Annotated in this window: 19 protein-coding genes; 14 read left to right on the top strand and 5 right to left on the bottom strand. The window is 65.0% G+C overall.

Going from position 1 to position 19,461, the window contains the following annotated elements; genetic code table 11:
• Positions 1–7 precede the first annotated feature (7 nt).
• From gloB to fabI, 3 genes are read left to right on the top strand one after another with little or no spacing between them, the layout of a single operon-like run.
• Entirely contained in the window at positions 8–820 is an 813-nt protein-coding gene (gloB, locus tag ACF3ND_RS14610; RefSeq protein WP_394061666.1) for a hydroxyacylglutathione hydrolase, read from the top strand.
• 10 nt (positions 821–830) lie between these two features.
• The gene (locus tag ACF3ND_RS14615) at positions 831–2,249 is read left to right on the top strand and encodes a transglycosylase SLT domain-containing protein (RefSeq protein WP_394061668.1); all 1,419 of its coding nucleotides are present in this window, start codon (positions 831–833) and stop codon (positions 2,247–2,249) included.
• 31 nt (positions 2,250–2,280) lie between these two features.
• Entirely contained in the window at positions 2,281–3,066 is a 786-nt protein-coding gene (fabI, locus tag ACF3ND_RS14620) for an enoyl-ACP reductase FabI (protein WP_394061670.1), read from the top strand.
• Positions 3,067–3,675: 609 nt separating this feature from the next.
• Here the strand turns inward: fabI and ACF3ND_RS14625 are convergent.
• Positions 3,676–4,362: a glutathione S-transferase gene (locus ACF3ND_RS14625; RefSeq protein WP_394061672.1), complete on the bottom strand. Its 687-nt coding sequence runs from the start codon at positions 4,360–4,362 to the stop codon at positions 3,676–3,678.
• A gap of 148 nt (positions 4,363–4,510) precedes the next feature.
• The gene (locus tag ACF3ND_RS14630) at positions 4,511–5,518 is read right to left on the bottom strand and encodes a rhodanese-related sulfurtransferase (protein ID WP_394061674.1); all 1,008 of its coding nucleotides are present in this window, start codon (positions 5,516–5,518) and stop codon (positions 4,511–4,513) included.
• 217 nt (positions 5,519–5,735) lie between these two features.
• Between ACF3ND_RS14630 and ACF3ND_RS14635 the strand changes: the two genes are divergently transcribed.
• From ACF3ND_RS14635 to ACF3ND_RS14665, 7 genes are all read left to right on the top strand, one after another.
• The gene (locus ACF3ND_RS14635) at positions 5,736–6,821 is read left to right on the top strand and encodes a metal-dependent hydrolase (RefSeq protein WP_394061676.1); all 1,086 of its coding nucleotides are present in this window, start codon (positions 5,736–5,738) and stop codon (positions 6,819–6,821) included.
• 323 nt (positions 6,822–7,144) lie between these two features.
• Positions 7,145–8,128, top strand: coding sequence for a Bug family tripartite tricarboxylate transporter substrate binding protein (locus ACF3ND_RS14640; protein WP_394061678.1), 984 nt, complete (start codon positions 7,145–7,147; stop codon positions 8,126–8,128).
• 9 nt (positions 8,129–8,137) lie between these two features.
• Entirely contained in the window at positions 8,138–9,130 is a 993-nt protein-coding gene (locus tag ACF3ND_RS14645) for an ABC transporter substrate-binding protein (protein ID WP_394061680.1), read from the top strand.
• Positions 9,131–9,142: 12 nt separating this feature from the next.
• Positions 9,143–10,015, top strand: a complete 873-nt coding sequence (locus tag ACF3ND_RS14650) for an FAD binding domain-containing protein (RefSeq protein ID WP_394061682.1) — start codon at positions 9,143–9,145, stop codon at positions 10,013–10,015.
• Positions 10,008–10,520, top strand: a complete 513-nt coding sequence (locus tag ACF3ND_RS14655; protein ID WP_394061684.1) for a (2Fe-2S)-binding protein — start codon at positions 10,008–10,010, stop codon at positions 10,518–10,520. The genes ACF3ND_RS14650 and ACF3ND_RS14655 overlap by 8 nt, the downstream gene beginning before the upstream one ends.
• A complete protein-coding gene (locus ACF3ND_RS14660) occupies positions 10,513–12,888 on the top strand; it encodes a xanthine dehydrogenase family protein molybdopterin-binding subunit (protein ID WP_394061686.1) in 2,376 nt (791 codons plus the stop codon). The genes ACF3ND_RS14655 and ACF3ND_RS14660 overlap by 8 nt, the downstream gene beginning before the upstream one ends.
• Before the next feature lie 15 nt (positions 12,889–12,903).
• Positions 12,904–13,719 carry an SRPBCC family protein gene (locus ACF3ND_RS14665; RefSeq protein WP_394061688.1) on the top strand — a complete coding sequence of 272 codons (816 nt, stop codon included), beginning with the start codon at positions 12,904–12,906 and terminating at the stop codon, positions 13,717–13,719.
• Positions 13,720–13,862: 143 nt separating this feature from the next.
• On the opposite strand, the gene ACF3ND_RS14670 is transcribed toward ACF3ND_RS14665, so the two are convergent.
• Together ACF3ND_RS14670 and ACF3ND_RS14675 are read right to left on the bottom strand one after the other, a co-directional pair.
• Positions 13,863–14,246 carry a DUF4168 domain-containing protein gene (locus ACF3ND_RS14670; RefSeq protein WP_394061690.1) on the bottom strand — a complete coding sequence of 128 codons (384 nt, stop codon included), beginning with the start codon at positions 14,244–14,246 and terminating at the stop codon, positions 13,863–13,865.
• Between the two features lie 116 nt (positions 14,247–14,362).
• On the bottom strand, positions 14,363–14,782 hold the full coding sequence (locus ACF3ND_RS14675) for a DUF411 domain-containing protein (protein WP_394061692.1): 420 nt from the start codon (positions 14,780–14,782) through the stop codon (positions 14,363–14,365).
• Positions 14,783–14,898: 116 nt separating this feature from the next.
• On the opposite strand from ACF3ND_RS14675, the gene ACF3ND_RS14680 reads away from it, so the two are divergent.
• The 3 genes from ACF3ND_RS14680 (at position 14,899) to ACF3ND_RS14690 (ending at position 17,256) form a co-directional block, all read left to right on the top strand.
• A complete protein-coding gene (locus tag ACF3ND_RS14680; protein WP_394061694.1) occupies positions 14,899–15,381 on the top strand; it encodes a YbaK/EbsC family protein in 483 nt (160 codons plus the stop codon).
• A gap of 75 nt (positions 15,382–15,456) precedes the next feature.
• On the top strand, positions 15,457–15,864 hold the full coding sequence (locus ACF3ND_RS14685) for a GFA family protein (RefSeq protein WP_394061696.1): 408 nt from the start codon (positions 15,457–15,459) through the stop codon (positions 15,862–15,864).
• A gap of 285 nt (positions 15,865–16,149) precedes the next feature.
• Positions 16,150–17,256 carry a sigma-54 interaction domain-containing protein gene (locus tag ACF3ND_RS14690; protein ID WP_394061698.1) on the top strand — a complete coding sequence of 369 codons (1,107 nt, stop codon included), beginning with the start codon at positions 16,150–16,152 and terminating at the stop codon, positions 17,254–17,256.
• A gap of 27 nt (positions 17,257–17,283) precedes the next feature.
• Here ACF3ND_RS14690 and ACF3ND_RS14695 read toward each other — a convergent pair whose 3' ends face one another.
• Positions 17,284–17,823, bottom strand: a complete 540-nt coding sequence (locus ACF3ND_RS14695) for a DUF4142 domain-containing protein (RefSeq protein WP_394061700.1) — start codon at positions 17,821–17,823, stop codon at positions 17,284–17,286.
• A 256-nt stretch (positions 17,824–18,079) separates the two neighbouring features.
• On the opposite strand from ACF3ND_RS14695, the gene rpoN reads away from it, so the two are divergent.
• Entirely contained in the window at positions 18,080–19,459 is a 1,380-nt protein-coding gene (gene rpoN / locus ACF3ND_RS14700) for an RNA polymerase factor sigma-54 (RefSeq protein ID WP_394061702.1), read from the top strand.
• Positions 19,460–19,461: the final 2 nt, after the last annotated feature.

Genomic DNA, 19,461 nt, shown 5'->3' on the forward strand with positions numbered 1-19,461 from the left:
GTCTACCATGAAGAATGCATTTACCTGGCCTGCGCCAAGCGACGTTCGCCTGATCCCCCTGCCCGCCCTGAACGACAACTATATATGGGCGCTGGCCCGTCAGGGACATGCGCTGGTCGTGGATCCCGGCCAGGCCGCTCCGGTGCTGGACTGGCTGCAACGCGAATCCTTACAACTGGATGCCATTTTACTGACTCATCATCATGGCGACCACGTGGGCGGCGTGCGCGAGATCCTGGCGCGCCGCCCGGCCCGGGTCTGGGGCCCGGCCCGCGAGACTCTGCCGGCCTGCGACGTGCGCGTAGCACAGGGCGACCGCGTCGTGCTGCCCGCGCTGGAACTGACGCTGCAGGTGCTGGACATCCCGGGCCACACGGCCGGGCACGTTGCGTACTTCGGCCAAAATGAGGTAAAACAGCCCTTTGTTTTCTGTGGCGATACCCTGTTTGCCGCCGGTTGCGGTCGCCTCTTCGAAGGCACCCCGGAGCAGATGCTGGCATCGCTGGACAAGCTGGCATCCCTGCCGCCCGAGACCCTGGTCTGCTGTGCCCACGAGTACACGCTGTCCAATCTGCGCTGGGCGCTGCAGGTGGAACCGGACAATCCAGCCTTGCTCCAGCGCTGGGAACAGGACAGCCAGCGGCGCAAGCAGCACGTGCCCACGGTGCCATCGACCCTGGAAACCGAACTCGCCACCAACCCATTCCTGCGCACGGACAAGGCATCGGTCATGCAAGCCGCCCATCGCCACGCCGGCCATCCCCTGGCCACATCGGTGGATGTCTTTGCCAGCTTGCGCAACTGGAAGAACAACGTCTGATGATTCCGCAATGAACTTACTGAGACTCTTTGCGCTGCTGTGCGCCTTCGTGCTGGCAGGCTGCGCCACGGGCCCCAAAGTCAGCCCCCAGAAAGCCGCCAAGACCACCACCAGCGTCGCCGCAGACACGTCTCGCACCATCGATCTCACGCATCCCCCCAAGGACATGTGGGATCGGGTCCGCCGCGGTTTCGCCATCCCCAATCTGCACACCGACCTGGTCGATTACTGGACCAACTACTACGCCTCGCACCCCGAATCCATCCGCACCATGAGCCAGCGAGCCTCGCGCTACCTGTACCACATCATGGACGAACTGGACCGCCGCGGCCTGCCCTCCGAGCTGGCCCTGCTGCCTTTCGTGGAAAGCGCCTACAACCCCACGGCCTACTCGCGCTCGCACGCCTCGGGCCTGTGGCAGTTCATCCCCAGCACCGGCCTGCACTACAAGCTGCAGCAGGACTGGTGGACGGACGAGCGCCGCGACCCCATCGCCTCCACCAACGCCGCCCTGGACTATCTGTCCTACCTGTATGAGTTCCAGGGCGACTGGTACCTGGCGCTCGCCTCCTACAACTGGGGCGAAGGCTCGGTCCGCCGCGCCATGGAACGCAACGAGCAGGCCGACCTGGACGTGGACTACCTGTCGCTGAACATGCCTGAAGAGACGCGCAACTACGTGCCCAAGCTGCAGGCCATCAAGAACATCGTGGCCAATCCGGCGCGCTACGGCATCACCCTGCCGCCCGTCAGCAACACGCCATACTTCACGGCGGTGCGCAAGAACAAGGACATCGACGTGGCCGTGGCCGCCGAGCTGGCCGAGATCTCCATCGACGAATTCAAGGCCCTGAACGCCTCGCACAACCGGCCCACCATCCCGGCCCACAATTCCACGCTGCTGCTGCCGGCCGACAAGGTCGACATCTTCAAGGCCAACCTGGCCGCCTACCAGGGTCGCCTGAGCAACTGGAAGACCTACCAGGCCAAGCGTGGCGAAAGCTACCTGTCCATCGCCCAGCGCCACGGCATCACGCTCTCGCAGCTGCGCTCCATCAACGGCCTGGGCAGCAAGCGCAGCAAGGCCGTGGCCCAGACCCTGCTGGTGCCCAACTCCACCTTGGGCGAAGGCAGCGTGCAGCTGGCCTCGCTCACCAACACCCCGGCTGCGCCCGTGGCCGAATCGGCCCGCAAGGCCTCGCGCTCGCAGCAGGTCAGCCTGAACCGCAAGGGCGGTCGCGACGTCACCGTGCTGCGGCGCGGCGCCAACGTGCGCACCCACACGGTCAAGAACGGCGATACGCTGTACGCCCTGGCCAAGCGCTACGACACCTCGGTGGCCGAGCTGCGCCGCCTGAACAATATCAAAGGCAACACTCTTTCCAAGGGAACGCGCCTGCGCGTCCCCGGTACCAACATTCGTGGCTAGACCACAAAATATTGATTAAAGGATCTTCAGCATGGGTTTCCTGCAGGGAAAACGCATCCTGGTCACAGGTGTCATCTCGAATCGCTCCATCGCCTACGGCATTGCCCAGGCCTGTCGCCAGCAAGGCGCCGAGATCGCCCTGACCTACGTGGGCGAGCGCTTCAAGGAACGCGTCGAAGGCTTTGCCCAGGAACTGGGCTGCAGCATCGTGCTGCCCTGCGATGTGTCCGAAGACGCGCAGATCGAACAAGCCGTCCAGTCCCTGGGCGAGCAGTGGGACGGTCTGGACGGCCTGGTGCACTCCATCGGTTTCGCGCCGCGTGAAGCCATCGCCGGCAACTTCCTGGACGGCCTGTCGCGCGAAGCCTTCCGCGTGGCGCACGACATCTCCGCCTACAGCTTCCCGGCGCTGGCCAAGGCCGCCCTGCCCCTGCTCAAGGGCCGCAAGAGCTCGGTGCTGACCCTGACCTACCTGGGCGCCGAAAAAGCCATCCCCAACTACAACACCATGGGCCTGGCCAAGGCCTCGCTGGAAGCGTCGGTGCGTTACCTGGCCGTGGCCCTGGGCGAGCATGGCATCCGCGCCAACGGCATTTCCGCCGGCCCCATCAAGACCCTGGCCGCCAGCGGCATTAAGGACTTCTCCACCATCCTGAAGTTCGTGGAGACCCACGCCCCCCTGCACCGCAACGTCACCATCGAGGACGTGGGCAACGTGGCCGCTTTCCTGCTGTCGGACCTGGCCGCGGGCGTGACCGGCGAGATCACCCACGTGGACGGCGGTTTCAACTGCATCGTCCCCGGCATGCAGGAATAAGCATCGCCGCCAGGCGCTGAACGCCGGGACGACAAAAGAGGAACAGGGTTTTGGCCTTGTTCCTCTTTTTTTTGGTTCCAGGTCGACTTGCAAAGCACGATTCAGCTGGCCGATAGCCAAGCCGGCCTTTGTAAAGACGCCGTTCAGGAAGTGGGCGGACCCATCTGGGCTGATGGCTTGCCGGTGCTGCGCACCGGTGCCCTTGTCGGTGAATCGCTCCGGGCGCGCCTTGAACTCGCCGCGTGGTTCGTGCCGAACCACAAGCGTGCGGCTCAAACAGCAAGGCGCTTGCCTCCCGGATCGCTCCCCCGCCTGCGGCAAGCCATCTGACCCGCCCTGACGGGTCCGCCCACTTCCCGAACGGCTCACAATGGCCACCTTATCGACCAGCCGATGAAAGTGCGCCGGCAGGCAAGACCTGCCGCATCATCGCCTTGGATCACCGCGCTCGATACCTAGGATGATGCTGACACAGCGCCGTTTGGGCCAAGAAAATCGAGACTTTCCCCGGCTTGGCCCAAGAAGGCCCTGACGATGCTGCAATGCCCCCCACAGATCGATGAGGCGCTCTAAATGGCGCCACGACAAAGCCGACGCGACACCGCGCCCTCACTGTTGAGGCGGAAAGCGCACCGGCTCTGCCTCCGGCGTCCAGGCGGGGTATTTGTGCATGATGCTGGCCAGCAGAGGGGAGGCCAGCCAATCGGCCAGCCATCTGGACAGGGCCGGCCAGGGCTGGGCGTCGAACCAGTCGCGGTCCACCTGGGCGAACTGGCGCACGAAAGGCGCGATGGCCATGTCGGCCAGGCATGGCCGCGAACCCATCAAGTAGCCCTGGGCGGCAATGCGCGCATCGAGCTCCTGCAGCCACCGGGCCGCCTGGGCGCGATGCCGGGCGGCATAGTCGGCCGCGTCGGTGAAATCCTCGCAATGCTGATGGCGGTCGGGATACTTGTAGCAATCCAGGTCATGCTTGAAGTCGCTGTCGTTGCGTCCGATCAGCTCCAGCATCTCGCTGACCTCGCCTCGCTCGGGCTGCAGCCAGCGCCCGGGATCATTGCGGGCCAGGGCCCAGCGCATGATGTCCAGACTCTCGTCGATGACCTCGCCGTCGACCGTGACCACGACCGGCACGGTGCCCTTGGGCGAAGCCTGAAGCAGGGCCTCGGGCTTGTCGCGCAACACGACTTCACGCAGTTGGCAGACCGTGCCGCTGGCGGCAATGGCCAGGCGCGCCCGCATGGCATAGGGGCAGCGGCGGAAGGAATACAGGACGGGCAGATCGGACAAGGACATATGCGGCACCAGCAAGAAGCCGCCTGCGAGCAGCGGCACAAAAACAGGGAAGCGCCGGACGCAACCCCATGCCGGATGCGCCCGGCAAGGGGCGCCGCATGGATGCGCTCAGCGCTTCACTAGATGTACCACAGCCCGCGATGCCCGGCTAGGCGTCCTTGGCCTGCTGGACCAGTCGGCGCTGCTCTTCGGCCTTGCGCCGCGCGGCCTCGCGGCGCTCCTGCAGCTCGTCCATGCTCACGCCGATATGACGCTCTTCGCGCTCGCGCGCCAGGACCACCTGTTTCTGGCGTTCGCGAAAGCGTTCTTCCTGCTCGGGAGTGTGCATGCCGTGGCAGTAGGGGCAGGTCACGCCTTCCTCGAACTGGGGCGAGGCCTTCTCGGCATCACCGATGGGCATGCGGCAGGCGCGGCAGAAGTCATAGTCGCCCGGCTCCAGCCCGTGACGCACGGAGACGCGCTCGTCAAAGACGAAACAGTCCCCTTCCCACAGGCTGTCCTGCTCGGGAATGTCCTCCAGGTACTTGAGTATGCCGCCCTGCAGGTGATAGACCTGATCGAAGCCCTGGGAACGCATGAAGGCGGTGGATTTTTCGCAGCGTATGCCGCCCGTGCAGAACATGGCCACGCGCGGCTTGCCGTGCAGCACGCCGCCCTCCTTGGACTGCTCGGCCACCCACTGGGGAAATTCGGTGAAGCTTTGCGTCTTGGGGTTGATGGCGCGGCTGAACGTGCCTATGCCCACTTCGTAATCGTTGCGGGTGTCCACGACCACCACGTCAGGATCGCTGATCAAGGCGTTCCAGTCCTCGGGCTTGACGTACTCGCCCACCATTTCCGCGGTCTTGAGATCGGGCACGCCCAGCGTGACGATCTCTTTCTTAAGCTTGACCTTGAGCCGATAGAACGGCGCCTTGTCCGCCCAGGACTCCTTGTGCACCAGGCCGACGATGCGCGGATCCGAATTCAGATAGGCCAGCACGGCGCGTATGCCCGCCTCCGGGCCGGCGATGGTGCCGTTGATGCCTTCACGCGCCAGCAGCAAGGTTCCCTTGATATCGTGCTGCTCGCAGAATTCGAACAGAGGGTCGCGCAATTGAGCGAAATCGGGCAGCTCCACGAACTTGTACAAAGCCGCGATCAGATAGGTAGACATAGCAAAAACGGGTTCTCTGGAAGAGGCGGCGGCGCGCCGGAACGGCGCCGGGGCCGGCACAGGCAGGCGAAAACTATAAGCCAAAGACGATCTGGCGCCTTTGACGCCTGTCAAAAAAGGCGATACTAGAGCCTGGGTTCGATTTTAAAATGATAACGCCAAAGCCGGCGCGCCGCATCTTGAGGGACGGGCGCTGTTTTTTTATCGTGCGAGGTTTATGGATTCCGTAACACAAGCCGTACTGGGCGCCAGCATCTGCGGCTCCTTGCTGGGCCGCCAGTACGGCCGCAAGGCGCTGCTGGCCGGAGCCGTGCTGGCCACACTGCCGGACCTGGATGTTTTCATCCAGTATCCGGATCCCATCACCGCCATGGTCAGCCACCGCGGCTTTTCCCATTCCCTGTTCGTGCTCAGCGCGCTGGCCTTGCTGGCCGCCCTGCTCTGGAAGCTGCTGCGGCCCGATGCGCGCGCCTCGGCGGCACGCCTGGGCCTGGCCGTCTGGCTGACCCTGATCACCCACCCCCTGCTGGACGCCTTCACCAGCTACGGCACGCAGCTGCTATGGCCGCTGCGTCCCACGCCGGCCACCTGGTCCAGCATCTTCATCATCGACCCGCTCTACACCCTGCCCCTGCTGCTGGCGACCCTGACGGGCTTTGCGCGCGGCGCGAACGCCACCACCGTGCGGGCCTGCAATTGGGCGCTGCTGCTCAGCAGCCTGTACCTGACGGCCTCGGTGGGCGCCAAGTTCTGGGCCGAACACCTGGCCGCGATGCAGCTGCGCCAGGACCAGGTCCGCATCCAGCGTATCTATTCCGCCGCCCAGCCGCTGAACATCCTGCTCTGGCGCGTGGTGGCCCGCGACGACCACGACAGGGAGTGCGAAGTGATCGTCGGCCTGCTGGACCGCTGGCGCGCGCCGGCAGGCCACCGCTACGAATCCCTCTGCCTGCCCGTCAACAGCCAGTACACCGAAGTGCTGCCGGTCGCGCCGCAACTGGACCATTTGCGCTGGTTCTCCGGCGACTGGCTGCGCTATGACCTGGTCGACGACCTGATGGTGGTCAGCGACATACGCATGGGCATCGGGCCGGGACAATATTCGTTCCGTTTCGTGGTGGCCGAGCGCGCCCTGGAAGACACCTGGCTGCCTGTGATCCCCTACCGTTGGATCAGCGGACGCGACATGAGCGAGCTTGAGCCCGCGATACGCCGCATCTGGGACCCCGTCCCCGCGCTGCCGCTGGAAAACTGGGCCCGGCGCATTACCGAAGGGGTGCCCATACCGCGCCCTGCGCCCTGAGCGCCCGCAAGCAAACCCGCCGCGACCGGCGGGTTTTTTTTGCCTGCTCCAGGGGCGTTCGATTTTCAAACGCCCGCGAGACAGCACGCCGCCTGCCTATGCCTAGCCTGCCTTCATAGGAAAGCGCAACCTTTTATGTGAATTTAAATCACAAAAAATATTTCAGATAGGAAAAGCTCAAAAAACTATAACTATAAACAGACTGACTTTTCTCGTTTTCCCTAGTAGGATGTTGCTTAATATGTGTGAATAATATTTATGTCAGTACACTGACTAAATAGGCAAAAAAACCAACCACAGAACTCGAACACCGAGGAGACACCATGTTCAAACGCCAACCGCGTCTGCTGGCCCTGGCCGGCCTGCTGCTGGGCTGTTCACTGCTGAACCCCGTGGCAGCCAGCGCCAACACCTTCCCCGACAAACCCATCGAAATCATCGTCACCTTCCCGCCGGGCGGGGGCACCGATCTGCTGGCGCGTCTGATCGGCAATTACTTCAATGAGCAGCTGGGCCAACCCGCCATCGTGGACAATCGCCCGGGGGCCAGCGGCAACATCGGCGCGCGCCTGGTGGCCCAGCGCCCGGCCGACGGCCAATCGCTGCTGATGGTCAACAGCTCCTTCGCGGTGAATCCGGCGGTGTTCGACAAGCTGCCCTTCGACCCCAAGAAGGACTTCACCGCGGTCTCGAACTTCGCCTTCGTGCCCTCGGTCATCATCGTGCCGGCCAACTCGCCCTACAAGACGCTCAAGGACATGATAGCCACCGCCAAGGCCAAGCCCGGCGACGTGTTCTTCGGTTCCTGCGGCAACGGCACTCCGCAGCACCTGGCCGGCGAGATGCTCAACGAGGCGGCAGGCGTGGAAATGGCCCACATTCCCTACAAGGGCTGCGGCGGCGCCCTCAATGACGTGATGGGCGACCAGGTCGGGGCGGCTTTCGTCACCGCCTCCAGCACCCTGCCCTTCATCGAGAGCGGCAAGGTGCGCGCCCTGGCCGTGACCTCGGCGCAGCGCAGCCCGCTGATGCCCGACGTGCCCTCCGTGGCCGAATTGGGCTACCCCGGCTACGAATTGAACCAGTGGCACGGCCTGCTCGCTCCCGCCGGCACGCCCGAGCCCGTGGTGCAGAAACTGCACGAGGCCGTGGAAAAAATCATTGCGCGCGACGACGTGAAAGCCAAGCTGGCCAGCCTGGGCTACACGGTCGCCCACGACGGACCGGCGCAGTTCCAGACGATGATCAATGCCGACATCGATCGATTCCGGGAACTGGCGCAGAAGATTGGACTGAAAATCAACTAAGGACCCACCATGAGCAAACTGAAGCTGAGCGTATCGATTGGCAATTACGACCGCACCCTGGCCTTGAAGGACGGGCGCGTCGGCATTGAAGGCTGCGATGTCAATGTCGTGTCGCTGGAACCGGAGGAAGCGTTTCATCGTGCATTCCGCTATGAGGAATTCGATGTCACGGAAATCTCCATGAGCAGCCACATGATGACCACGGCGCGCGGCGACAATCAGTACGTCGGCATTCCGGCCTTCCTGTCGCGCGTGTTCCGCCATTCCGGCATCTACGTGCGCACCGACCGCATCCGCAAGCCCGAGGACCTGAAAGGCAAGATCATCGGCGTGCCCGAATATCAGATCACCGCCAACGTCTGGATCCGCGGCATCCTGCAGGATGAGTTCGGCATCCGCCCCAGCCAGATCAAATGGGTGCGGGGCGGCATCGAGGAGCCGGGCCGGGGCGAGCGCGCGCCCATCGATCTGCCGGCCGACATCAGCCTGGAGCAGATCCCCGACGACCGCACCCTGTCGGACATGATCGAGAAAGGCGAGATCGACGGCTACATCGGCGCGCGCGCGCCCTCATGCTTTCTGCGCGGCGCGCCCAACGTGGGCCGCCTGTTCGGGGATGAATACCTGGAAGTGGAAAAGGACTATTTCCGCCGCACCGGCATCTTCCCCATCATGCACATGGTGGGCATACGCAAGTCCCTGGTGCAGGAGAACCCCTGGCTGCCGGTGAGCGTCTACAAGGCCTTCCTGAAGGCCAAGGAACTGGCCGTGCACGAACTGAACGAGCTGTGCCACCTGGCCGTGACCCTGCCCTGGATGGTGCACCACCACAACGAAGCCAAGGCCCTGATGGGCGAGGACTACTGGCCGTACGGGCTGCAAGCCAATCGCCACACCATAGAGACGTTCGCCCAGTACCACCACGACCAGGGCATGTCGCAACGCCTGGTCAGGCCCGAGGAACTGTTCGCGGCCTCCTCGCTGGACCTTTCCAAGATCTGAGGCGATGCCGGCATGAAGGCTCCTGTTTTCAATTACCACGCCCCCGCCACGCTGGCCCAGGCGCTGGAGCTCTTGTCCACCCAGGACAACGCCCGCGTGCTGGCCGGCGGCCAGTCCCTGCTGGCCATGCTGAACATGCGCTTCGCCTTCCCGGACACGCTGGTGGACATCAACCAGCTGCCCGAGCTGGCCTACATCCGCGAGGACGAGGGCGGCATAGGCATAGGCGCCATGACCCGCCAGCGCGAGGTGGAATTCTCCGAGCTGGTGGCCGCGCGGCTGCCGCTCTGGAAGGAGGCCGTCCTGAACGTCGGACACAGGCAGACCCGCAATCGGGGCACAGTGGGCGGCAGTCTTTGCCAGCTGGATCCTTCGGCCGAAATACCCACTGTCTGCATGGCCATGGACGCCGTGCTGACCGTTTCCAGTGTGCGCGGGGAACGAGCCATTCCAATGGCCGAGTTTCCGGCGGCCTACATGACCCCCAGCATGCAGGCCGACGAGTTGCTGACCCGCGTGCAGGTCCAGCCCTGGCCCGCCAGCCACGGCTGGGCCTTTCTGGAATTTTCCCGTCGCCACGGCGACTTCGCGATCGTGTCCTGCGCCGTCCTGCTGCTGCTGGACGAGGACGGCCTGGTCAGCCGCGCCAGCATCACGCTGGGCGGAGTGGGCGCTTTCCCGCTGCGCATGAGCCAGGCGGAAGCCGCCTTGCTGGGCACGCCCGCCGGCCCCGAGGACATCGCCCGCGCCGCCGACCTGTGCGGCCAGGTGGAAGCATCCAGCGACAGTTATGTCCAGGGCTGGTACCGCCAGCGACTGGCCAAAGAATACACGGCGCGCGCCCTGCGGCTCGCGCTCTCCCGTACAGGAAAACGGCATGAGTGACCCATCCCCTTCGGCCAGCCGCCCCATCACGCTGTGCGTCAACGGCCGCAACCTGAGCGCATGCGCCGAACCGCGCGTCAACCTGGCCGACTTCCTGCGCCACGAGCTGGGCCTGACCGGCACGCACGTGGGCTGCGAGCACGGCGTGTGCGGCGCCTGCACCGTCCAGATCGACGGCCACTCCGCGCGCAGCTGCCTGATGCTGGCCGTCCAGGCCCAGGGCAAGCGCATCCGCACCATCGAAGGCCTGGCCGACGAACAAGGCCGCTGGCATCCCGTGCAGGAAGCGTTCCGCGAACTGCACGCCCTGCAATGCGGCTTCTGCACGCCCGGCGTGCTGATGTCCGTGGTGGAACTGCTGGAGAACAACGCCGATCCCAATGAAGAACAGATCCGTGACGTGCTGTCCGGCCACCTGTGCCGCTGCACCGGCTATCAGAACATCGTGCGAGCCGTGCAGAAAGCCGCCGCGCTCATGAGGGCCAGCAGCCATGCACATGAATGACACGCGCGAGCTGGAGCAATCCGTTCTGGCCCGGGCCGCCCCCGGCATGGGCCGCTCCGTCCCGCGACTGGAGGACGAGGCGCTGCTGACCGGCCAGGCCCGGTTCCTGGATGACGTGCCCATGGACGGCGTGCTGCACGCCTGCTTCGTGCGCAGCCCGCATGCGCATGCGCGCATCCGCTCCATCGACCTGTCCGCCGCCCGCGCCGCGCCGGGCGTGCACGGCGTGTTCGCCGCGCAGGACCTGATGGGCGAGCTGACCCACTGGCGCATGCCGCTGGGCTTCGCCTTCGCCGTGCTGCCCGAGAACACCGTTCCCTTCGTGCTGGCGCGCGACGAAACGGCCTTCGTAGGCGAGGCCATCGCCGTGGTCGTGGCCCGCTCGCGCCATCTGGCCGAAGACGCCGCCGCGCTGGTCGACATCGATTTCGAGGTCCTGCCCGCCGTGGCCGATGCGCGCCGCGCGCTCGAGCCCGGCGCCCCGCTGGTGCGCACCGAACTGGAGAGCAACGGCCTGCAGCACTACACGCTGGCCTATGGCGACGTGGACCAGGCTTTCGAGGGCGCCGACATCGTCATCGAAGAAACGTTTTCAGCGCATCGAGGCTGCGCCCATCCCATCGAGGGGCGCGGCGTGCTGGCCCGCCTGGACGCCGCCGGCAACGAGCTGACCGTCTGGTCGTCCACCCAGATGGCGCACGAACTGCACTACACCCTGGCCCTGATGCTGGGTCACCGCGAAGATCAGCTGCGGGTGATCACGCCCGACGTGGGCGGGGGTTTCGGCGCCAAGTTCATGATCTATCCGGAGGAAGTCGTCATCCCGGCCGTGGCCCGCCTGCTGCGCCGCCCCGTCAAGTGGGTGGAGGACAGGCGCGAGAACTTCCTGACCTCCATCCAGGAGCGCGACCAGTTCTGGACCATGTCACTGGCAGCCGACAAGGACGGCCGCATCCGCGGCCTGCGCGGCCGCTTCATCCATGATCATGGCGCCTACACGCCGCAGGGCACCAACGTGCCCTACAACGCCGCCTCGTCCATGACGGGGCCTTATGTGGTGCCCGCCTTCAGCCTGACGGCCGACGTGGTCTACACCAACAAGGTGCCGGTGGCCACCGTGCGCGGCGCGGGCTATCCGCAGGCCGCCTTCGTCATGGACAGGCTCATGGACAGGCTGGCGCAGCGCACCGGCATGGACGCCATCCGCTGCCGCGAACTGAACCTGATCCCCGCGGGCAAGATCCCCTACACCAAGCCCCTGAAGTCGCGGGCCGGCGTGCCGTTGGTCATCGACAGCGGGGATTTTCCGCGCATGCAGGCCACGGCCGAGGACGCGATGGATCGCGCCGGCTTCGAACAGCGTCGCCTGGACGCCCTGGAACGGGGCCGGTACCGGGGCCTGGGTCTGGCCAACGCCGTCAAGCCGACCGGCCGCGGGCCTTATGAATCAGCCACCGTCAAGATCTTCCCTTCGGGACGCATCGCCGTCTTCACGGGCGCCCTGGCCATGGGCCAGGGCATCAAGACCTCGCTGGCGCAGATCTGCGCCGCGCACTTCGGCGTGGATCCGGGCGGCGTGGATATCCATGCCGGGGACACGCGCCACATCGGCTTCGGCATGGGCGGTTTCGCCAGCCGGCAAGCCCTGATGGCCGGCACGGCGGTGGAACAGGCCTCCGTCCGGCTGCGCCGCAAAGTGCTGCAGGCGGCGGCCGCCGTGCTCAAGGCGCCCGAGGAGTCCCTGGACATCGCCTACGGCATCGTGAGCAGCAGCGCCACGGACGAGACCGTCAGCCTGGCGCGGCTGGCCATGGTGCTCAAGGGCGTGCCGGGCTACAGCCTGCCGGTCAAGACCGATCCCGGCCTGGAGTGCACCGCCCATTTCCACTGCGACGAACAGACCTACGCCGGCTCCACCCATGCCTGCGAAGTGGAGGTGGATGCGGCCACGGGCGCCATCGAGATCAAGCGCTACCTGGCCGTGCAGGACTGCGGCAACCTGATCAATCCCATGATCGTGGAAGGCCAGGTCGTGGGCGGCGTGGTGCACGGCCTGGGCAACGCCCTGTTCGAGCACATGGCCTACGACGCCGAAGGGCAGCCGCTGTCCACGACCTGCGCCGAATATCTGCTGCCCACCGCTCCCGAGGTGCCCGACATCGAGGTGCTGTTCTGCCCGTCGCCCACGCGCCTGAATCCGCTGGGCGTCAAGGGCGTGGGCGAATGTTCCACCATCGCCGTCGCGGCAGCCGTGATCTCGGCCGTGGAGCACGCCCTGGCGCCGCTGCAGGTGCGCATCAACGAGTTCCCGCTCAGCCCCATGCGGCTGCTGGAACTGATCGATCAGGCCACGCAAAAGACACAATAAAACAGGAACGCTGCCATGAATTTCAAGAACAGGTTTCACATTCCCCTGCCGCTGGAGCAGGCCTGGACGCTGATGCTGGACGTGCCGCGCATCATGCCCTGCCTGCCCGGCGCGAAACTGACCGACGTGCTGGACGGCAACAAGTACCAGGGTTCGGTATCGGTCAAGCTCGGCCCTATCAAGCTCTCCTTCGACGGAACCGCCGAACTGCTGCGCACCGACGAGGAAAACCACATCGCCTACCTGCGCGGCGCCGGCCTGGACCCCAAAGGGCGGGGATCGGCCAGCTCGGACTTCAGCTTCGCGCTGACGCCCGCGCCGGAGGGCGGCACCGATGTGGAAGTCAGCACCGAACTGACCCTGTCCGGCGCCGTGGCCCAATACGGCCGGGGCAGCGGCATGATCGCGGAAGTCGCCGCGCAGATCCTGGGCCAGTTCGAACGCAATCTGGCCCGGCTGGTCCAGGGCGGGTCCGATCCGGCCGGGCTGCCTGAAACGCCGGCGCCCCTGGGCAGCGTTCCGGCTGCCCCAGGCCCGGCAGGCGGCATGTCCGCTACCGGCACGTCCGCTACCGGCATGTCCGCCACCGGCATGTCCGCCACCGGCGCGCCGGTCTCGTCTGCCGAGGCGCAGGCCATCCTCTACCAGGCCCAGGCCGTCCTGGCCCAGACCCAGCAACTGCAGGCGCAGATGCAGCAGACCCTGTTGCGCCTGCAGGCGCGCCGCAACGAGGACGGGGCCGGCGAACTGAACATGCTCTCCATCGGCCTGAAGGCCGTCTGGTCGCAGATCCGCTACTCCGTGGGACGGCTGTTCGGCCGCAAGGACTAAGGCTTTCTTGCTTCCGGAGGGGGCGCTTTTTCGAAGATTGCGCAGGCACAAAAAACCCCTGGATCAGCAAACCGATCCAGGGGAATTGACCGGCAGACCGGCCACTACGCAGTCGATGCCCTGCGGCGCTCGCGCCGCCGGAGTTACTTCAACATGCCTTCCACGCGCTGACGCAGCGCCGGGTCCTGTTGAATGGCCAGGCTGATGCCGTTGTATTCGGCCAGATCCATGCCATTGGCCTTCACCACGCCCACCAGCCGCTGGTCGGCTTCCTGGACGATGGACTGACGTTCGGCGTCGCTCTTGGCCGCATCCAGGCGGGGCTGATATTCGGAAGCCGTCTGAGCCACCTTCTTATAGGTGCTGACGTACTGTTGCAATTGGGAGTCCGTGGGATGAATGACCTGGTTGGCAGCCGGAGCGGCAGCGCCTGACGTTGCCGCACTGCCCTGAGCCATGGCCAGGGGACTGGAGAGGCCAAACGCGACCGCGGCAGCAGCCAGAAAAGCTTTGACAGATTGCTGCATGGATGGAACCTCCTAATCAGAATCAGTGAATGCCCATGATGACAAGGGCATGCATGCCTTACAAGTTTCGCTATGTAGATTCATGTATCAGCATGCCACCCCTGCCCGGGAGGCGATCAGTCCCGCGAGTAAGGGCGGCCGTTGAAATCCACGGTGACCAGATTGCCGTCCAGCTCGCCCATGCCGGGCGCGTTCTGAGGCATGCCGGGCGCGGCCACGCCCTGTACCCGCATGTCGGTCATCATGCGCCGCACGACCTTGGCGGGCACGTGGCCTTCCACGCGCTGGCCGGTCTTCTCGAGGACGGCGGTGTGGCAGGAAGCCAGTTCGGCCGGCACGCCCAGGCGCTGCTTGACCTGGGCCATGTCGCGGGTCTTGATGGCCGTGACTTCGAAGCCCGAGTCGCGCATATGCTGCGCCCAGCCGTCGCAACAGCCGCAATTGGGATCCTGATAGACCGTCAGGGCATGGTCGCCGGCCTGGGCCAGCGAACTGAACGCCAGCAGGCCGGCCGTCAGCAACAAAGGTTTGAACACAATCGAATTCCAGTGAACGGCGCCGCGGCGCCTTGATTGACACACAAGTCCAAGTGTTTGAGACTTGTCTTTGGACAAAAAGTTTACCGGGTCATTCTAGCCCCGGTCCCGCCCCCATGAGCCTCGATTCCGTCAAACAATTCTTCATTCAGCACGCACCCGACATCACCGTCATCGAGACCGCCGAAAGCACCGCCACCGTCGCCCTGGCCGCGCAGGTGCATCAGGTCGAACCCGGGCAGATCGCCAAGACGCTCAGCCTGCAGGTCGGCGAGCGCGCCGTGCTGGTGGTGGCGCGCGGCGACGCCCGCTTGGACAACAAGAAGCTGCGCGCCGCCTTTGGCGTCAAGGTCAAGATGATGGACCTGGAAAGCACCCAGGCCGTGACCGGACATCCGGTGGGCGGGGTCTGCCCCTTCGGTCTGAGCACCCCGCTGCAGGTCTACTGCGACGTCTCCTTGCGGGATTACGACATCGTGATGCCCGCGGCCGGCTCCATCAATTCGGCCGTGCGCATCACGCCCGAGCGCCTGGCGCAATTGACCGGCGCGCAGTGGATCGACGTCGCCCAGGTTCCCCAGCCCGCCGCCCAGGCCTGAGGCCTGCAGCGAAGGCAGGCGACGGCGCCCGAGGCCGGTGTACCATAAGGCTGGAAACCATTTCGGAGAACAGCCATGAAAGGACATTGCCTATGCGGCCGCATTGCCATCGGCTGCATTGATCACACCGATGTGAGCGTCTGCCATTGCAGCATGTGCCGGCGCTGGGGCGGAGGGCCGTTTTTTTCCATTGAAAGCAAGGCCATCGAGATCGAAGGCGAAAAAGACATCGCCCACTACCGATCTTCGCAATGGGCCGAGCGCGGCTTCTGCCAGCATTGCGGCACGCACCTGTACTACCGCCTGCAGACCGGCGGCTTCTACGCCGTGTCCGCCGGACTGTTCCAGGATGCCGCGAACCTGCGGCTGCACAGCCAGATCTTCATCGACAAGAAGCCCGACTACTACGCCCTGGCCAACAAGACCCCCACCATGACCGAGGCCCAGGTCATGGAGATGTTTAAGAACTGGGACGGGTCCTGAGTCCGGCCGCCTGCGGCATCGCCCCGCCATGCGCAGCGTGCCGCGGGCGCTTCCTAACAGGCGTATGCCGCCTTCCAAGTAAGCAGACTTGTAGTTTGAATATAAACATTACAGCGCGACAAAAGCTGCCATAGGAGCGCGAGGCAAGGCTTTCGCCCAGCAGGTCCGCCAGGGGAATAACACCAACTCATCGTTGCCATATCTGGTAACAAGACTCTGTGCATTCGTGGCTAGGATAAGACATAGAGCTCAAATCCCCATCCACCCATAAACAGAGGAAATAGAATGCCCCATCTATTATTGCTGGAGACGGACCTGGAGTTCATCACCGCATTTCTTGCTCTGGCGCGGCAACTGGGCTTCTCCGCCGTTGCGGCCAAAAGCATGCAGGACGCCCTGATCCGCTATCACCAGAAGGTCCCCGACGCCATTGTGCTCGGCCCCGGATCGGGTCCGCTGCAAGAACGTGAACTGAAGGAAAAGATAGGCGATGCGGCGCCGGCCATCTACACCGCGGCCCGTCCCGGCGAGCCGGCCGCACAGGCACAGACGCAACTGCGCGAGCTGCTCGAGCGGCTGCGCGCCCGACATCGCGTCGGCCACCCCTGCTCTTCCGACTGCTCGCCCGACGCGGCGTGCGATTTTGCCGAGTTCATTGGTCGCTCGCCTGCCATGCAGAAGCTCTACAACGAAATCCGCAAAGTGGCTCGCACCGATCTGCCCGTGCTGCTCATCGGCGAGAGCGGCACCGGCAAGGAGCTGGCCGCCCGCGCCATCCACCGCTGCAGCACGCGCAGCGAACACGCCTATGTGCCCATCAACTGCTCGGCCATCTCGGGCCAACTGATCGAAAGCGAGCTGTTCGGCCACGAAAAGGGCAGCTTCACCGGAGCGGACCGCCAGCGCCAGGGCTACTTCGAACAAGCCAACAATGGCACGCTCTTTCTGGACGAGGTCACCGAAATGCCCGTGGAAGCGCAGACCAAGCTGCTGCGCGCGCTGGAGAACGGCGAATACATGAAGGTGGGCGGCAGCGAGCTGCACAAATGCAATACGCGCATCATCGCCGCCACCAACCGCTCGCCCTCGCGCGCCATCAAGGACAACAAGCTGCGTGAAGACCTCTATTACCGCCTGGGCGTATTCCCCATCAAGATCCCGCCGCTACGCGATCGGGGCGAGGACGCCATCCTCATCGCCCGCCACCTGGTGGACGAGCTGAACAAGGAGCACGGACACCACAGGGAACTGAGCGTGGCCAGCCTGGAGAAAATCGCCCATTACCGCTGGCCGGGCAACATCCGCGAGCTGCGCAATGCGGTGCTGCGCAGCTACATCATGAGCAATACGGACCAGATCGACATCAACCTGGAGCCCGGGCGCATCGATTGACGAAGGCCCGACGCTCGCCGGGCCCGGCTATGCCGCCGCCATGGCTGACTTCATCGAATCGGCCAGGGTATGGGCATGCTGCAGGTGCTTGCGCAACAGGGGCAAGGCGTCCTGGGCGAAACCCATCACTTCCTTGTCCTTGCCCTTCTTCAGGTAGTCCTCGAACAGCTTGATGGTGTCTTCATGGGCTTTCACCGCCGCCTGCTCGGCATAGTCCGCGTCAAAGGCCTCGCCTTCCTTGCCCTTGAGCAAGGTCAGCTTGCCGCGCTGCATCAGGCTGGGGTCGGCAGGCAGCTCCACGTCACGGGCGCGAGCCAGCGCACTCAGTTCCTGGGACAGTTGCTCGTGGTCGGTGATCATCATGCGCGCAAAGTCGGCGATGCGGGGATTGGAGCTGCGCGCCAGTGCGATCTTTGCGGCCTGGATCTCGTAATGCCCCGCTTGCGCGGCATCTTTCATGAAGCTTACATCAGGAGAGAACAGTTCGGCCGCATGGCTGCTGCGCAGCCCGAAGCCCACCACCGCCGTGGCGGCCGCCGCCAAACACAACATATGTCGTAAACGCATGTATCGCCTCCTTGGATAGAAATACCCATGATTGGCGTCCCCACGGGGACTGGGGCCCGCCGGCCGATCCGGCGGAAACCTTGAGCCCTCGTCAGCAAACACCGTTCCTGCAGCGACACAGCGCGCCCGGGCACGGAATTTGCTGCTAGCTAGTAACTGCCGGTACAGCAGCGCCGGACGCGGACGGGTCCATCTTTCCGTCGCGCCGCCCGGACAGAAAGTCAGCATGCCGCCCTTTGAAAGAGGAGACTAGAACATGAAGCTTGAGCTGGTTCCACAGTTGCAGATTCAACAGAATCTTTCCTTGCGCCTGCAGCAGTCCGCGCACATTCTGCAGTTGTCCGTCCAGGAACTGCAGACCCTGCTGCAGGACAGCCTGCAGAACAATCCCCTGCTGGAGCCTGAACCCGAGCCCGACCCTGCGCCGCCCGTGCGCGAAGGCCTTACGCGCTCGACCCATCATGACGACGGCGGGCTGTCCTCGCAGGATTATCTGGGCAGCGCGCCGCGCAGCCGCGACGAGCTGATCCTGGAGAACGTGCGCCTGAGTCGCGCGGACGAACGCTGCCGGGCCTTGTGCGCATTGCTCGTCAATGCGCTGGACGACAATGGCTACCTGCGCGAGGACTTTGCCGACCTGCTGCCGCCCGACTACGAAAGAGTGCCGCTGGCCGAATGGGAGTCCGCGCTGGCGCTGGTCCAGTCCCTGTCCATACCGGGCACCGGGGCGCGCAATCTGCAGGAAGCGCTGCGCCTGCAGGTGCAGGCGCGCAGCCGCCTGTCGGGAGCCGTGCGCCAGGCCTTGCTGGACCTGATCGCCACCGAGCTGCCGGCCCTGGCCCAGGGCGACTGGACGGGCGTGCAGACGCGCCTGTCTCTGCCCTCTCCCCTGTTCGCGCAAGCCCTGCGCGAACTGCAGCAGTTGGACCCCAACCCCGGCCTGGCCTACCTCCAGCCGGCGCGCCAGGCCATCGTGCCCGACGTTTACGTCTACCGCGACGGCAGCCAATGGAAAGTGGCCCCGGACCCGCGCAGCCTGCCGCGCGTGCGCATCCACCATGAATACGCCGAGCTGCTGGAAGCCCAGGCCCGCAGCGCAAAAGACCGCGCGCTGCACGATACGCTGACGCAGGCGCGCTGGCTGTCCGACAGCCTGTCCATGCGCCGGGCCACCGTGTGCCGCGTCGCGCGGCTCATCGTCCAGCGGCAGGCCCTTTTCTTCGAGCTGGGCCAGCAGGCCCTGCAGCCGCTGCGCATCTGCGACCTGGCCAAGGAGCTGGAACTGCACGAGTCCACCATCTCGCGGGCCACCATGAACAAATACATGAGCACGCCCTTCGGCACGCTGAGCTTCCGTCACTTCTTTTCAGGCGAGCTGGAAACCGGCTTTGGCGGCAGTTGCTCGACGGCGCTGGTCAAGGAGCAGATACGCCGGCTGGTGGCCCAGGAATGCCGGCACAAGCCGCTGTCGGACGTGGAGCTGCACCAGGCGCTGCGCGATGAGAGCGTGGAGCTGTCCAAGCGCACCGTCACCAAGTACCGCCTGCAGCTAGGCATTCCCAACGCGCGCGAACGCCTGCAGCGCGCACGCCTGCGAGCCCTGTCGGGACAGGATCGCGGCAGCCGGCCCAACTGAGC

The organism is Alcaligenes sp. WGS1538 (genome assembly GCF_043187505.1).
Lineage (GTDB): Bacteria > Pseudomonadota > Gammaproteobacteria > Burkholderiales > Burkholderiaceae_B > Alcaligenes.

Excerpts from the sequence above, each read along its gene's own strand:
- ACF3ND_RS14670 (WP_394061690.1), bottom strand. The coding sequence starts at position 14,246 with ATGCAGCAATCTGTCAAAGCTTTTCTGGCTGCTGCCGCGGTCGCGTTT.
- ACF3ND_RS14615 (WP_394061668.1), top strand. The coding sequence starts at position 831 with ATGAACTTACTGAGACTCTTTGCGCTGCTGTGCGCCTTCGTGCTGGCA.
- ACF3ND_RS14685 (WP_394061696.1), top strand. The coding sequence starts at position 15,457 with ATGAAAGGACATTGCCTATGCGGCCGCATTGCCATCGGCTGCATTGAT.
- ACF3ND_RS14690 (WP_394061698.1), top strand. The coding sequence starts at position 16,150 with ATGCCCCATCTATTATTGCTGGAGACGGACCTGGAGTTCATCACCGCA.
- gloB (WP_394061666.1), top strand. The coding sequence starts at position 8 with ATGAAGAATGCATTTACCTGGCCTGCGCCAAGCGACGTTCGCCTGATC.
- ACF3ND_RS14655 (WP_394061684.1), top strand. The coding sequence starts at position 10,008 with ATGAGTGACCCATCCCCTTCGGCCAGCCGCCCCATCACGCTGTGCGTC.
- ACF3ND_RS14645 (WP_394061680.1), top strand. The coding sequence starts at position 8,138 with ATGAGCAAACTGAAGCTGAGCGTATCGATTGGCAATTACGACCGCACC.
- ACF3ND_RS14635 (WP_394061676.1), top strand. The coding sequence starts at position 5,736 with ATGGATTCCGTAACACAAGCCGTACTGGGCGCCAGCATCTGCGGCTCC.
- ACF3ND_RS14630 (WP_394061674.1), bottom strand. The coding sequence starts at position 5,518 with ATGTCTACCTATCTGATCGCGGCTTTGTACAAGTTCGTGGAGCTGCCC.
- ACF3ND_RS14650 (WP_394061682.1), top strand. The coding sequence starts at position 9,143 with ATGAAGGCTCCTGTTTTCAATTACCACGCCCCCGCCACGCTGGCCCAG.
- rpoN (WP_394061702.1), top strand. The coding sequence starts at position 18,080 with ATGAAGCTTGAGCTGGTTCCACAGTTGCAGATTCAACAGAATCTTTCC.
- ACF3ND_RS14625 (WP_394061672.1), bottom strand. The coding sequence starts at position 4,362 with ATGTCCTTGTCCGATCTGCCCGTCCTGTATTCCTTCCGCCGCTGCCCC.
- ACF3ND_RS14665 (WP_394061688.1), top strand. The coding sequence starts at position 12,904 with ATGAATTTCAAGAACAGGTTTCACATTCCCCTGCCGCTGGAGCAGGCC.
- ACF3ND_RS14640 (WP_394061678.1), top strand. The coding sequence starts at position 7,145 with ATGTTCAAACGCCAACCGCGTCTGCTGGCCCTGGCCGGCCTGCTGCTG.
- ACF3ND_RS14660 (WP_394061686.1), top strand. The coding sequence starts at position 10,513 with ATGAATGACACGCGCGAGCTGGAGCAATCCGTTCTGGCCCGGGCCGCC.
- ACF3ND_RS14680 (WP_394061694.1), top strand. The coding sequence starts at position 14,899 with ATGAGCCTCGATTCCGTCAAACAATTCTTCATTCAGCACGCACCCGAC.
- fabI (WP_394061670.1), top strand. The coding sequence starts at position 2,281 with ATGGGTTTCCTGCAGGGAAAACGCATCCTGGTCACAGGTGTCATCTCG.
- ACF3ND_RS14695 (WP_394061700.1), bottom strand. The coding sequence starts at position 17,823 with ATGCGTTTACGACATATGTTGTGTTTGGCGGCGGCCGCCACGGCGGTG.